Annotated in this window: 9 protein-coding genes; 5 read left to right on the forward strand and 4 right to left on the reverse strand. The window is 42.0% G+C overall.

Annotated features, from left to right (window positions below; all coding sequences use genetic code 11):
- Window positions 1-47: 47 nt before the first annotated feature.
- Complete coding sequence (locus AC787_RS17745; protein ID WP_054025995.1) at window positions 48-677, reverse strand: YfbR-like 5'-deoxynucleotidase; 630 nt, start codon at window positions 675-677, stop codon at window positions 48-50.
- Window positions 678-943: 266 nt separating this feature from the next.
- Between AC787_RS17745 and AC787_RS17750 the strand changes: the two genes are divergently transcribed.
- Window positions 944-2,158, forward strand: a complete 1,215-nt coding sequence (locus tag AC787_RS17750; protein ID WP_054025996.1) for an MFS transporter — start codon at window positions 944-946, stop codon at window positions 2,156-2,158.
- A 172-nt stretch (window positions 2,159-2,330) separates the two neighbouring features.
- Here AC787_RS17750 and AC787_RS17755 read toward each other — a convergent pair whose 3' ends face one another.
- A complete protein-coding gene (locus AC787_RS17755) occupies window positions 2,331-3,155 on the reverse strand; it encodes a phytanoyl-CoA dioxygenase family protein (RefSeq protein ID WP_054025997.1) in 825 nt (274 codons plus the stop codon).
- A 164-nt stretch (window positions 3,156-3,319) separates the two neighbouring features.
- On the opposite strand from AC787_RS17755, the gene AC787_RS33320 reads away from it, so the two are divergent.
- The gene (locus AC787_RS33320; RefSeq protein ID WP_082360818.1) at window positions 3,320-4,171 is read left to right on the forward strand and encodes a helix-turn-helix transcriptional regulator; all 852 of its coding nucleotides are present in this window, start codon (window positions 3,320-3,322) and stop codon (window positions 4,169-4,171) included.
- Window positions 4,172-4,396: 225 nt separating this feature from the next.
- A complete protein-coding gene (locus AC787_RS17765; RefSeq protein WP_054025999.1) occupies window positions 4,397-9,463 on the forward strand; it encodes an S-layer homology domain-containing protein in 5,067 nt (1,688 codons plus the stop codon).
- Window positions 9,464-9,570: 107 nt separating this feature from the next.
- On the opposite strand, the gene AC787_RS17770 is transcribed toward AC787_RS17765, so the two are convergent.
- On the reverse strand, window positions 9,571-10,830 hold the full coding sequence (locus AC787_RS17770; protein WP_054026000.1) for an MFS transporter: 1,260 nt from the start codon (window positions 10,828-10,830) through the stop codon (window positions 9,571-9,573).
- Window positions 10,831-11,024: 194 nt separating this feature from the next.
- On the opposite strand from AC787_RS17770, the gene AC787_RS17775 reads away from it, so the two are divergent.
- The gene (locus AC787_RS17775) at window positions 11,025-11,387 is read left to right on the forward strand and encodes a DUF423 domain-containing protein (protein ID WP_054026001.1); all 363 of its coding nucleotides are present in this window, start codon (window positions 11,025-11,027) and stop codon (window positions 11,385-11,387) included.
- 95 nt (window positions 11,388-11,482) lie between these two features.
- On the opposite strand, the gene AC787_RS17780 is transcribed toward AC787_RS17775, so the two are convergent.
- Window positions 11,483-12,133: an SGNH/GDSL hydrolase family protein gene (locus tag AC787_RS17780; protein ID WP_054026002.1), complete on the reverse strand. Its 651-nt coding sequence runs from the start codon at window positions 12,131-12,133 to the stop codon at window positions 11,483-11,485.
- 264 nt (window positions 12,134-12,397) lie between these two features.
- Between AC787_RS17780 and AC787_RS17785 the strand changes: the two genes are divergently transcribed.
- Entirely contained in the window at window positions 12,398-14,707 is a 2,310-nt protein-coding gene (locus AC787_RS17785) for a helix-turn-helix domain-containing protein (RefSeq protein ID WP_054026003.1), read from the forward strand.
- Window positions 14,708-14,921: the final 214 nt, after the last annotated feature.

Raw genomic sequence — 14,921 nt, forward strand, 5'->3', positions numbered from 1 at the left:
AGGGGATTTAGTTATGAGGTTATAAATGGTTGAAGCCAAAGCTAAGATTACAGCTCTAACGCTTCTTTCGTAATCTTTTGGATATCGACAGGGCAATTGGAGCTATCCTTAACGATGTCTGGTAAAATATGCGCAAGAAAATAATCTACACAATGAAGCTTTATTTTTTTGATTTTGACGAGCGCTTCGCGATACATAACGATAAATTCCTTCTCTGTGTTGCCTCTTTGCAATTCAGTTAGCGCCTCATAAACTTGATCAAGCTTATCGGCCACTTCAAGAATTAGACCTTCGACGGAATCGTCCTTGCCTTCGCGCAGTTGTCTGCGGAAAATAGACTTAAACTCCTCAGGAATATTCTCCTCTATAAAAAGAGCAATCATACCTTCCTCTACTTGCTGCAGCATGCCGCGCAGTTCTAGTGAGTAATGCTTTACAGGTGTTTTAATATCTCCAATAAATATTTCACCATAATCATGACTGCTCGTAATTTCGTAAAGCTTCTTCCAATCTATCGCGACGCCGTTGCTTTCTTCAATATCTGCTAATGTTTTGGCGTACTGAACAACCTTCCAAGAATGAGCGGATACACTGTGCTCTTCAAACTTGAATTTACCTGGACAACGAATGATACGTTCGAGATCGTTAAGTGATTGAAAATACGTATGAATTCCCATGACATGCATCCTTTCTATTTCTGTATTTATTGTATAGTGCGAAGCATTACAGTCAGTATAAAGCTTATTTGTTAATGGACGATTAAATGAATTAGGTAATATATGTTATATCGATAGTAATGCATTATACATATTATCTTGTCAGTAAGACTTATTCCTGCTATGATCATAATGACTTATTAAAGATGTTTAATAAGTTGTTATGATCATAGCAGGGACGGATTTCACAAACGAAAAGATGATGAACACCAAGGAGAATAATAGCTATGGCAACTTTCTTTTTAATTATTATTTATTTGGCTTTTATTAGTTTAGGCTTGCCAGATTCATTGCTCGGATCGGCATGGCCTGTGATGAGAGAGGATCTGAATGCTTCATTAGGAACTGCTGGCATTCTCTCCATGGTTATTGCAGGCAGTACGATTGTGTCGAGCTTGTTAAGTGGTACAGTACTGCAACGTTTTGGCACGGGGAAAGTAACACTTGTGAGCTGTATAATGACAGCAGGAGCTTTACTTGGGTTTGCATGGTCTCCTTCAATAATCTGGTTAATAATGTTCGCCATTCCACTTGGTATAGGTGCGGGAAGCGTAGATGCAGGATTAAATAACTATGTTGCTACTCATTACAAAGCTCATCATATGAGCTGGCTTCACTGTTTTTGGGGAGTAGGAGCTACCCTTGGTCCAATTATTATGGCTTCGTCTATTTCGGGTCAAAACCTTTGGAGACATGGTTATCTCATTGTAGCGGGTATTCAATTTATTCTAGTCATCATACTATTCGTTTCTCTTCCTTTATGGGATAAAGTTGCTAGAAGTAGTCATGTAATAAATGTTGAAGCTCAAAATGAGTTGCTTAATCAAGAATTAGAGCAAAATTCTGAGACAACAAAGCCATGGCAAGTCAAAGGGGTTAAACTCGCAATGCTAACCTTCTTATTTTACTGTGGAATTGAAGCAAGCATGGGATTATGGGGAAGCAGCTTTCTTGTTCAAATAAAAAACTTGCCTGCAGCCACAGCAGCACAATGGGTTTCTTGGTTCTTTGTAGGAATTACAGTTGGTCGAATGATTACCGGATTTATCACGTTTAAAATGAGTAGTCGCATGCTGATTAGGTACGGTCAGATTATCGCTTTAGTCGGAACAGTAGTACTTGTGTTACCGTTCCCACCTATCCTCTCGCTTGTCGGCTTTATGATTGTAGGACTCGGATTAGCCCCGATATTTCCGTGTATGCTGCATGAAACGCCTGCAAGATTTGGGAAAAAGAATGCTCAGTCTATCATGGGTTTTCAAATGGCAGCTGCTTATACGGGTAGTACGTTAGTGCCTCCTTTTCTGGGCTTGCTAGCTTCAAATATAACTATTAGTATCTTTCCGTGGTTTATTATTATATTTGCCATTGCGATGCTCTTGTGTACGGAAAAATTAAATGATTTTTTGAAAAGATTACATGCGGGAAGATTAGCGAAATAAGATTTTATGCGATTAACATGAGTGGATATCAAGCAGAATATTTCTTGATAGGTCGTGCGGAGATTATAATCGAATTCGAGCCTCGAACAAAGAGTGTCTAATCAAACATCGTCATGCTGGAGAAGGGCCAAGGGGTCCTTCTCCTTTTAATTGAAACATGAATTATACTAATTTAGCATTGCGCATCAGTCATTTCGTTGGTGAAGGCGCGTTTATATTCCTGCGCCGACATCTTTACTGCTGATTCCGGAGAATAATGAAATTGCAGTGCACGGCGACCCTTCGGTGACTGATTGGATGGCGTGCCATGATGAATCAGACCATGGAAAAACATCGTTCCACCGGGTGATAAGGGCACCGCGACATCTTTATCTACCTGCACACTGCTATCACAGAGCTGCCAATCCCTCTCGGCATAATGTGGAACGAACCCTTCCTTTTGTGACTTCGGAATGACGTGCATACATCCGTTGTCAATCGTTGCTTCATCTATTGCGATCCACACTCCTATTACTGACTTGTTAAAAGCAAGAGGTCCATATGCCATATCCTGATGCCATGGTTTTTCACCACCTCCATGGGGCGGTTTCATCAATGCCATGTTCTGAACAAGAACTGGTTTTTCACCTAATATTTTCTCCAAGATCCTCAATAAGGTGGGGTGATAGGCAATCGCCTGCATGGCTTCCTCTACTTCTACGAGATCATAAATCTTACGAATGGCTAGCTCCCTATCGAGGTCAGTATGCAGTTGGTCTTGCGGCTTAGCAAATTGTAATTTAGCTCCCTTAGTATCTTTCAACAATATGCTCTTTAGTGCTTCAGATGCATCTGAAACTTCCTTAGAGCTAAACAGAGAATCAATAGCAAAAAATCCAGTTTCTTTGTACTCAACTACCTGATTATCCGAAAAATCATAAATAGATTGAAGAGGTGTGTATGTGTTGTCGTACATGTACATGAACTTAGAAATCTCTTCCTCTGTTTGCCATTTCATCGTTTATATCGACTCCTTTTATGAACCTTCTATATGCCAAATATACCATTTGAGGTTTCCAAACCAAATATCCCAAGTCATATATAATTTGTATCTAAATGCATATCGAACTATTTCGTAATCTGTTAAAATGATGGAAATTAAGTTGAAACGGGGCCCGGAATATGAAGATACAACCACCGTTTGATTTTCTCCACCACGCGTTAATCAAGCCCTGTTATAACTCAGGGAAGGTCAAATGTGAGCCAGGCTGGTCTTGGCATCCCCGTCTTCTTCCACAGGATTGGGATCTTTGGTACGTCATTTCAGGCACCGGCACAATGCATATTAATGACGAATGCTTTTCAGTAAACAAAGGTACTTGTTTCCTAACCCGTCCTGGCGATCGTATTTATGCCACACAAAATCTCGAAGATCGGCTCACCGTTATCTACCATCATTTTAGCGTATCCCATTCACTCACCCATCAGGCTTTTCGTTCCGAGGAGTTACCCCCCAGGATGACTCAGGTACAGGACTCTTTTGGGTTCGAGCAACAATTGAATCAACTATTGAACATTCTAGAACGGAAGGACATTTGGGTCGAGGAAGAGTTCCATTCTTTAATGAAGCATATCCTTTTACTCTTATATAAGGCACATGCTTCTCAGATGGAATGGAGTGAAGCCAAGCTTCGTCAACAGAAAATCATCCAAGGTGTAATGAATTATGTGAAAGACCGAATCGATCAGCGAATCGATTATAACGAACTAGCAGAGGCATTCACCTTGAACTCTCGTTATATCAGTCATATTTTCAAGTTAAACACCGGCTACTCCTTAAAAGAAAACATAACCCGCCTGCGGCTGGAACGAGCCGTGACATTGCTGACGGAAACCCCTTTATCCATTTCAGAGATCGCTGATATGCTTGGGTTCACGGACATTTATCATTTCAGCAAGCTTTTTAAAGCACACTATGGGGTACCGCCATCAGCCTACCGTTATCATTTAAAACCGAGCAAGCCTCAATCTTGAAGCAGCTCCAATACTCCACTTCCAAACGGCGATTATTATACCAATCCCATAAAAGGGGCTGTCCTACGGTCATTTCTGACCTTTTGAGACAGTCTCTTTTTGTTTCTTATTTTATTATTTTGCTGTCACATTTACCCAATCTTTATATGATTTTAATTTTACTCGTATAATCCGATGATAAAATTCTCCTTTGTACATAACAATATCTGACAGAAGAGGTGCGTAATGAGGAGAGGAAACAAGAAAACCATAGTATGGTTATTACTATGCAGTCTGCTGTTCGGTACAGTTCCGATGGCGGAATCTGCAGCAGCTATGGAAGGTCTAACAGTGACGACGCCAAAGCTATTGATAACGGAGCTAGTACCGGACAGTGCCAATGTTGGCGGGGCAGATGGATATGAATTTGTGGAAGTATATAATAATTCACAGGATACTATTAATTTCAAAGATTACGGTATCCATTATGTGAATGATAAAGTAACGACAGCATGGCCGCTTTCCACGAAAGAGGACATACTTATTCCTCCTGGCAAAGCTATCGTTCTATGGGTAATGAATGCTAAAAATGGCAGTCAGACTGCTGCTGATTTTAACAAGAACTACAGCACTGACCTTATTGTAAATTCGGATTTATTCCGATTTGAGGCGGTGAAAGACAGTGAAGGCATTATTATCAGCGGAGGTATGTCCAACGCGGGACCGAGGTCTCTAGCTATTAAGGATGCCTCCGGAATATTAATATCTCAGGCAACCTATCAGACGGATGCTCAAACCCAAGAGAATAAAGGAATCTTCTATAAAATCCCAACGTCGATAGGGTCAACGGAAATGATGATGATGGAAGGTGCAGGCACACTGCCAGCAACACCGGGAAGCATTACTTCCGAGCAAATAACGCTGCCTACTTTTAACGCTCCTCCGGTTATTAATCATATTCCAGTGATGTCAGCAAGCGTGCAAAGTGATCTTGCGATTATGGCTGAAATCCTTAATGATGAGAGCCAAAACGGTGACAAAAATGATCCAGTAACGGCAACGCTTTTTTACAAAACGATTTCGCAGCAGTTTTTTACCGCTTCTAGCATGAGTTCTTCTGCTGGCGGCTTCAACTTTGAAGGTTTGATCGGAAAATCAGCTATGGTTGAGCCGGAGCTGCAGTACTATATTCAGGCGAAGGACAAGGACAATACGGTTACGACTTCTACTTATACAGTGGGTATGGAGGGACTGCCTGCTTTTGATTCGTCAAAAGTACCGCCGCTGCTCATAACAGAGCTAGTACCGGATAGTGTTAATCGTCTTTCAAGTGATGACGGTGAATTTATCGAACTTTATAATAATACGAATAAGGAAATCAATTTCAGTGATTATAAAATTTATTATCGTTACCCCGATTCCGGTCCGGATGCAGATGTCATTTGGCCGACGGATAGAGAGGATATTCGGATACCCGCTCAAAGCACGATGGTATTTTGGGTAATCAACAGTGCAAACAAAAACCAGACGGTCGCAGACTTTAACGCATCATATGGAACGCAGCTTGTTGAGAACAAAGATATCGTCAAAATTTACAGCGATGGTATGGCAAATGGAAGCAAGAGAGGCGTAGTAGTTGGTACGAATACACATAAGGAAATCGCTTCTGTTTATTATGACGGTTCCAATAAAATGGACGTTGCTGCAGGCAAGGGTATTTTCTATAAATACCCAGTAAACGGCTCAACAACTTTGATCAAATACAATGTAGGTGTGGAAAATGCGACACCGGGCAAAGTAGACAAGGCTCAAGTACCTTCTGAGCCGATCGATGTGCAAGAGGATACGATTGCTCCAACGATTACAGATGTAACGGGCCAGGAGAAGATCGACCAATCAAGCCATTTGGAATTAATTGCGGATGCGCAAGATGATCGGAATATCAAATCTGTATCCGTTTATTTCAAGACGAACATGGATGCGGAGTATACCAAACACTATTTGTATCAAGATTATAGCGATACGATGTACCATTACATGCTGGCATCTCCGAATCTAATAGCCAAAACTTATGTTGACTATTATTTTGAAGCATCTGATGGTACGCATACAAGCAAGTCTAGCGTAAAGCGTGTATCCGTAACGGGTGGACCTGATCGCTCTGAGCTTCGCTTGAATGTGAAAAATGACGATGTGGTTTCCGGCACTTATGTACTGAAAGGCACAGCAGAGAGCGCAGATACGGATTCACTGCAACTGACGGTTGACGGAAACCAGTTGGATAATTCTTACCGGGCACTGGAGAATGATGCGTACTTTGCATTCGAAGCGGCTGAGGTGAATTACTATTTTAAAAATGCGGTAACGGTTGGCGATGAAATCCTCTATACCTTTATGGATCCTATCAATACGTATGAAACGTTAAGCTACTCCATCGATAGCGCAAGACTGAAGGAAGGTGTTAATGCAATTGCCATTCGAGCGGGAACGAAGACGGGACCTTTCGATGATCGTCCAGAGGAGAACAGAGACGATTTCCAGGTGAGAAATGTCCGTCTCGTCTTATCTGATGGCACAACCATTTATGATCCAGCTTATTCAGATAAGAACAAGGATATTAAAATTGGTGACTCTTCTATTACGAAGCCAAAATTTATTGATTTTAAATTCCCGCTAACAGCAGACAAAATGCATGCGAAAGCAAGTGATTGGGATACGAAAGCGCTGGCGGACGGTGTTCATACCATTGCAGTGAAGGATGGAAGCAAAGAGGTTAGCGCTAAGGTGACTGTCGATAACACGGCTCCCGTTATTGTACCGAGCGTGGAAGATGGCAAGACTTATCGCGGTACGATTAAGCTTGCTGCGAATGTAACCGATGTACTTGCAGGATTAGCTTCCACTAAGGCAACACTTGATGGTTCAGTTATCGAATTTCCTTATGAGACAACATCTGGAAAACTAACTGGCGGAGAGCATCTGTTCGTTATTGAAGCAACGGACAAAGCCGGAAATAAGGCAGAAAAAACGATTCGCTTCATTGTTCCTAATGAGAATCCAGATAAGCCGCAGTTGGTTTCACCTCTAAAGGGTGATATTCTGTCGGGAAGCAACAGCGTTAAGCTGACGGTCAAGGCAAGCGACCCGTCGGAAGATATCATGAATCTAACCTTCATGAAAGGTTTTAATTATGACGCAACCAGTAAGTCAGGCTTTGCGGCTTATAAAGGAGTATCGGATATCGAGCCTCCGAAGCAAATTAAGCCAGACGGCGATGACGTTATGGATGGGGCGGACTATAGTAAGATTCAAGCGGCAGATGGCGAATACCTTGTAAATGATTCTGCTGACGGCTTCCCGTATCATCGCTTCACCATTCAACTGGATGAGACAGTGAAGGCAACTGATCGTGTCGATATTCAGTGGAAAGGTAATTCACTGGAGGGCAGAAAGGTAAGCATATACGCTTGGAGCATGAAGGACAGTCGCTGGGCATTGCTCGATTATAAAGTTGCAGGAGAAGAAGACTTCGATTTAGGGGCAACCGTAAAAGCAGGTGAGTATAACAACGGCGGAACCATTAACGTTATGGTGCAGGATGAGCTGCCTGTGAAGCAGGACAGCTATGACTTTTCTTTCATTTGGATGTCTGATACGCAATACTATTCAGAGAGCTATCCGGAAATTTATCAGAAAAATGTGGAATGGATTGTTGAGCAGCAAGAGGCAATGAACATTAAGTATGTTATCCATACTGGTGATATTGTCGATAAGGCGGATCAAGAATTCCAATGGCAAAATGCGAATAAAAGCATGAAGGTACTTGATGATTCCGGCATACCTTACGGTGTATTAGCTGGCAATCATGACGTCTCTCATCAAACAGGAGACTACTCTTATTATTGGAAGCATTATGGCGAGGATCGGTTTAAAAACCAGCCAACTTACGGCGGGTCCTATCAGAACAATCGCGGACACTTTGATTTAATTTCTGCTGGAGGCGTAGATTTCATCATCGTATATATGGGTTGGAATATTGATGATGAGCAGATCGATTGGATTAATCAAGTGGTGCAGGATCATCCGGATCGGAAAGCTATATTAGCTTTTCATGAGTATATGCTCGTATCCAATAATCGAGCTCCTATAGCAGACAAAATTTTTGAACGTGTGGTTGTTCCAAATAAGAATGTGATTGCGACCTTGTCAGGTCATTACCATGATGCAGAGACTTTGGTAGACGAAATTGATGACAATGGTGACGGTGTTCCAGATCGTAAAGTATATCAAATGCTAGCCGATTACCAAGGAGCAGAGAAAGGCGGACTTGGCTATATTAGGCTAATGCAGTTTGACTTGCAGAACAATCAGGTGCATATGAAGACGTATTCCCCTTATTTGAATGATTATAATTATTATGATCCGAATGAATTCCCGAGGAAAGACGAATTTGACTTGGATGTTGATCTTACGACCATGGTGAAACGTGTAGCTACCGATTATTTCGGCGTTAAGGTTTATACCGATCAGAAGATTGGACAGGCGACGAAAGTGGCAAGCGGAAGCGAAGCATCAGCTGTATGGGAAGGACTAGCTGCTGACCATTATTATCAATGGTATGTAGTGGCGGAAGATGCTAACAGCGGCTATACACTATCTGATATTTGGAGCTTTGCGACTGGTGATGTTCCTTCTGGCGGGAACGAGGGTGGAAACAACGGCGGCAATGGAGGAACAGAAGTGAAGCCGATTGATCCTACTGAACCTACTGAAAAACCTAGCTTCACAGATACAAAATTGCATTGGGCGAAAGAAGCTATTGCGAAGCTTGCGGAGCAACAGATTATTACAGGTTACCCAGACGGGACATTCAAGCCGAATAATCATATGAACAGGGCAGAGTATGCAGCTGTCGTATATAGATTGATGGGACTCAAAACTTCCACCGGGAATTCGCCGTCTTTCACAGATGTAGGCTCCGATAAGTGGTATACGAAGTATGTGACCGAATTGTCGGATGCAGGAATCATCAATGGCTTTGAAGACGGCACGTTTAGACCGAATCAAGATATGACAAGAGAAGAAGCATTCGTTATTTTGTACAGAGGAATGAAGGATAAGCTAGTCGTAGCTTCGGGCACTGCTGAACCGAAATTTGCAGACGGAGGTAAGATTTCAGTCTGGGCACAGGAAGCAGCCGCAGCCTTAGTTAAGGCTGGTGTTATTAAAGGTTATGAGGATGGAACACTTCGTCCGAAAAATACAATTACACGAGCGGAGATCGCAGAAATTGCAGCATTTTTTTTGAAGTAATAGTGCATAAGAGGCTGATTGACTAGTCTTAAATGATCTAAGACCCGAAAGATAGACACTTTTTTATAAAGTGTTCGTCTCTCGGGTCTTTACGTATCTTTTTTAAATTATCTTAACGCTGTTGACCGCTTCTCGCGAAATAGCATAAAGAAAAGCATAGATGCGGTGACATAAAGTGCTCCAGTTATGCTGAACGTAATGGCATATCCCCAATAATAGCCATAGGTAGCAATGAGATGAGAATGAATCGGTCCCATTGTCGCCCACCCTAGCATAAAGGCAGTCTGCATGCAGGAATTAGCTAAACTTTGCTTTTTTGCAGAGACCCGATCGATTAGAATAGCCGATTGCAGCGGATTAGCCGCATTCATAAGTGCTTGTCTGAATAGAAAGCTAATAGAAGCCACGAGTAGTAGATTCGTAAAACCTGTTAATAGCAGGAATGGCAGCGAAAGCGTTTGGAAAATAACGATTGCTTTCACTTGTCCGACTCGATTAGCGAGCGACGGGCCAATGAGCATAGAGATAATGGTCATGACTTGACCTAATGAAAGTAATAAGCTCATCGCACTAAGCGATATCGAGAAACGATTGGTGAAATATAAATTTAAATATGGAACGACAAGTCCAGATCCGATACCAATCAAAAGCTGTATGGAGGCAAACTTCATAATAAATGAAATTTCTCCATTTGAATGAGCTGCTTGGTGTGAAGTGGTCGGCTCGTTAGATGCTTCAGCGCTAGCCTTCTGGGTACGTGCTGCTTCCCTAATCGCTTGCAAAGGCAGAAACGCTGCTAAAGTCGCGATACTACCCACGAGCAAAACAATTTTAAACGAGAGCAGTTTATTTATTCCTGCTGCTTGCATAACATCCGCTATGACGCCACCACCAAGGCTGCCAGCAACCTGTGAGGCGAGCACAAACGCTGAATATATGCTGAATATGCGCAGCCGATCTGCTTTAGCTATATTTTCGGCAAGGAAAGGTATGGCGAGTACCTGAAAGATAGCAGCAAATAAGCCTGTCAGAACGGCCATCGTAAGTAAACTGCTCTCTGTTTCAAATAAGGAGCGGCCAGCCAGTACGACACCGCTGCATAAAGCGCCAATGACGAGCAACCGTTTGCGGCTGGCGCGATCACCGAACAAACCAATAGGAATGAAGCACAATGCCGTTGCGAGCGATTGCATACTGACGATTTTACCACTCATGGCGTCGGGGTAACCGAGCTCGTGGATGTACAAATTATAGAGTACCGAGAACATGCCCGTACCGATTTGATATAACATATTTGCTAGAAAGAATAGACGAATATTTCGGGTCCAGCCCTGCCATTCTGTGGCGGTAGATTGAATGAATTTCACGTAGATGCCTCCTGAAGATGTTCCAAACTACCTTACTCCACTGGCAACGGTAAATCAATCGGAAATTATTGCGCAGGCAAAAATAATGGAATGTGCGTCTGTCTAAAGGGATGAAACATAGGAGAATAATTCCCTCCCCCATACAATCATGATATGCTAAACGTACGAATTTAAAAATGAGGTGAGAGATTCATATGCAAACATTTGTGTTGCTCGGTTGTATTCTGATGGTGCTCGCGGTCGCTATTGGCGCGTTCGGCGCACATGCGCTGAAAAGTAAAATAACACCGGATAAGCTGAAGGTATACGAGGTAGGTGTGCAGTATCACATTGCGCATGCATTAGGATTGATTCTAATCGGGCTGCTAGTGAACCAATTTCCGGATGCTCAAATCATCGTTACGGGCGGCTGGTTTTTGGTAGCGGGAATTATTTTGTTCTCGGGAAGCCTATACGTATTAAGTATTGCAAAAGCTCGGTTTCTTGGTCCGATAACTCCGCTAGGCGGACTTTCTTTTATGATTGGTTGGGTACTTGTCGCTGTAGGTGTCCTTTAGGGGGTATACACAGCAATAATAATTGTACATAAAAAATGACACGGACCTATAAAGGACGGTGTCATTTTTAATTCTCAATATTATATACCGCATGACTAATAGCTAGTAACAAGATAAGGAGTCAAGCCGTTTGCGATAACTTGATGCCCACGATCATTTGGATGGATAGGCAGTGATAAGCTCAAAGCATCTTCTAATTTTCCATTACGATAACCATAGACTAGTGCTGCTTGTTTTCCTTCAAACCATCTATGAACGGGGGCGATTTTTGCATTGTAGCTTTGGGCGACCTCGTTTATGGTGTAATTTAATTGGTCTATGGATGCAGCTGCAAGAGGGCTATTCGGAAACGGATTATATTGCGTGCAGCAAATGATATGGGCGCGGCTTTCACTTTTTATATGAGATAAAATGGCATGTAGATTTCGCTTATAAGGGGTTAAAATTTGTTTTATAGCTAGCGGTTGCTGGTTCTTAAGCGAAGACAGTGCAGCGTTTGCTAAATCTACTCCTCCTATCCATACAGAAACCACATCGGATTGGTTAATAGCGGAGGAACCCTTCCAGGTTACTGCATGTAATAGATCATAGCTGCTCCAACCCGGACGAGCTAATACATATCCAGTTACCCTGTGGGAACGTGAGCGTGAATTTAAAGCGGAAACGGCTAGTTGGGGATATGCTTTTGCGAAAGAGGAGGCATTCTCCCCATAGGTAATAGAATCACCAAGAGCTGTATAGAGCATAAGAATAACGTCCTCCCTACTCTTAATCATACAGACAATGCAAATAGGCTAGAGGAAATTTGAGGCTAACAATCGACTGTTGTTTGTCCGTCTACTTCACTATTGCATCTCTAATGATATAGTATTGCAATGATATGCCGTTTGCGTGGACACTTGTTCAATAGCAGATAATTTAATAAATTTTATTGATAATTATTGACTTCATTTCAAATGCTTTGTACGCTGTGCTGAGGAGCAAAGTCTATCAACATAGGAGTCGACAGAATGAAGCTTAAAGATGGCATCCGAATGCTTAAGGGCAACAGTTTTTTGAAGTATCCATCATTTTATCGCAAAATGATTGTATTTACATTATTATCATCGATCATTCCTATCATTATCCTTGGAATCACAAGCTACGTATTAACTTCCAAAACAGTTAAAGATAATGTCAGTCAAGACATTACTCAAATCTTAAGTTATGCTTCAGAGACGATTGATAACGGGCTTGAAAGAGTGCAGAATAACTTAATCCAGCTTGAGCTGAGTTCGTTCTTCACTTCAGACTTGAAGGAAATGAAAAAAACCAATTATTCTGGCTTCTATACGAGTGTATATCAGAACTTGTTGGCTTTTATGAACGGCAATCCACTTGTTAAGGATATTGCACTATACACATTGGACGAGAACTACTTCATTTCATCGACTTACGGCGGTACGAAGATCGAATCAGCCGTTGAACGAGAGAAATACGAGAAGCTGCTGGACAACAATCAACAATTAGCTTGGGAAGTAGGTTATTCCCAGAGCGGCAAAGACTATAATTCAGGCATAACCATAACAAGCACAGTACCTCTGCATACAAAAGAACCGATCGGCATTATTCAGGTCATCATTGATAATAAAGCGTTTGAATCGCTGACAACACAATTTCTTAAATACGAGAATCAGCACATGTATGTGCTCGATGAAACCGGTCAGCTCGTATTCCATATGAACGGGTCCGAAGTGCCAGAAGATTTGTTTGAGTTGATAACGGTTACACATGCGGGTAAGCAAGAGTTCTTATATCACTGGCAGGGCCGAGAGTATTTAGTTACATCTATGGTATCTCCGATCAAAAAAATGCTGTTTGTGGATATGATTCCTACGACGGAGTTGTACAGCAGCGCAAGGAAGATTGCGGGTATAACGATTGGAATTGTACTTATAGTTCTGGCTGCGGGAATTGCGCTTGCGATGATCGGCACGAAGAAAGTATATAGTCCGATTCGGAAGCTGGTTTCTCACATCAGTGATAATCAAGCAGCGGATATGGGGACGGATGAGTTCAGTTATGTGAAGCAGCGTTGGAAGGAAATTAACAGTAAAGCAAGCCAGCTGGAAGGCCAATTAAATCAGCAGCTTCCACTTATTCGCGAGTTGTTTGCCTTACGGTTAATGGAAGGACAGTTTACTCATGAACGTCCTGAACATTTGCACGAGCTTCTGCGCAGATATTCTATTCCGGAGAAGCAATGTGCAGTTGTCTTTATTATTTCATACGATCACCTATCGGACCTAGCTAAGTTCCAAGAGTCGGATAAGGATCTAATCCTATTCATTATGAAAAATATGACGACAGAATTGTTGGAACATCAACAGCTCGAAGGATTGGTCATCAACGGGTTAAATGATCAAGTGGTAGTTTGGTTATGGACAGAGAGTGAAGAGATAGACGTATGGTCATCTAAAATGAAGCCTGTAATTGAAAGGATACGCGAGCAAATTACTCTTTTTCTGCAATCTCCAGCAACGATTGGTTTAAGTCGTGCTACGTCGCAGGTGGAGGAATTGCCTGATTTATATCGTGAAGCACAGCTTGCGATTTATTCACGGATGATTAACGGCGGCAATCAGATTATTGAGAGCAAAGGACTTGCGGATTCGATGATTTACCGTTACCCAACGGAGATTGAGAACCATCTGATCGATTCACTGCAGGTGGGTGATCTCGTTGAAACGAAGCGTATGCTTGATGCCTTCTCCGATAAAGTACAATCAGCTGTTCACAATCCCGAGCTTATTAGGATGTCGTACGATCAATTGCTGTCTACTACTTTGCGTACAGTATATTTAATGAATATCAGTCCAGAGCAGCTATTCGGAAGAACAACTAGTGAGCTCAATCTAGATATGAGATCATGCGAAACGATTCATTTGATAAATGAGTGGTTTATGGAACGTATATTTGAACCGATCATGATGTCAGTGAATGGCAAGAGGAATCAAGAGTATGAGCAGCTTATAGAGAAGGTTACGGACTACATTACTTCACATTATAAGCTTGATATTTCTCTTGACCAGTGTGCGCAGATTTGTAATCTGACCCCGCAATATTTAAGCAAGCTGTTTAAGCGCACAATGGACATCTCCTTTATCGAGTACCTTACACAAGTGCGTGTAGCGAAAGCTAAGGACTTGCTTGAAGTGACTGATTTGATGGTGAATGAAATAGCGGAGCAGGTCGGCTACAACCCTAAAAATTTCATTCGAGTATTTAAGAAGCAGGTCGGCTTGCCGCCTGGACAATATCGAGAGATGCATCGCAAGTAGAATGCTAAACGAAATCGAATATGCTTATTGTAAAAAAGGCTTTGCTAAGCGTGAGAGAAATGAAACCTCTCAATCTTGCAAGCTTTTTTTTGTTATAAAAGGGTGCGAATTTATAATCTAAGGGGGGTAACGAGGTTAATTAATGAGACCCGAAGCAGTTATAAACCCAGCAGCAGCAAGGGATTCTCAATTATTGCTTAAGGGACACGAGATC

The sequence above is a fragment of the Bacillus sp. FJAT-28004 genome (assembly GCF_001280845.1).
In the GTDB taxonomy this organism is placed as follows: domain Bacteria; phylum Bacillota; class Bacilli; order Paenibacillales; family Paenibacillaceae; genus Pristimantibacillus.

Coding starts and splice junctions, on each gene's coding strand:
- AC787_RS17745 (WP_054025995.1), bottom strand. CDS start 677: ATGGGAATTCATACGTATTTTCAATCACTTAACGATCTCGAACGTATC.
- AC787_RS17750 (WP_054025996.1), top strand. CDS start 944: ATGGCAACTTTCTTTTTAATTATTATTTATTTGGCTTTTATTAGTTTA.
- AC787_RS17755 (WP_054025997.1), bottom strand. CDS start 3,155: ATGAAATGGCAAACAGAGGAAGAGATTTCTAAGTTCATGTACATGTAC.
- AC787_RS33320 (WP_082360818.1), top strand. CDS start 3,320: ATGAAGATACAACCACCGTTTGATTTTCTCCACCACGCGTTAATCAAG.
- AC787_RS17765 (WP_054025999.1), top strand. CDS start 4,397: ATGAGGAGAGGAAACAAGAAAACCATAGTATGGTTATTACTATGCAGT.
- AC787_RS17775 (WP_054026001.1), top strand. CDS start 11,025: ATGCAAACATTTGTGTTGCTCGGTTGTATTCTGATGGTGCTCGCGGTC.
- AC787_RS17780 (WP_054026002.1), bottom strand. CDS start 12,133: ATGCTCTATACAGCTCTTGGTGATTCTATTACCTATGGGGAGAATGCC.
- AC787_RS17785 (WP_054026003.1), top strand. CDS start 12,398: ATGAAGCTTAAAGATGGCATCCGAATGCTTAAGGGCAACAGTTTTTTG.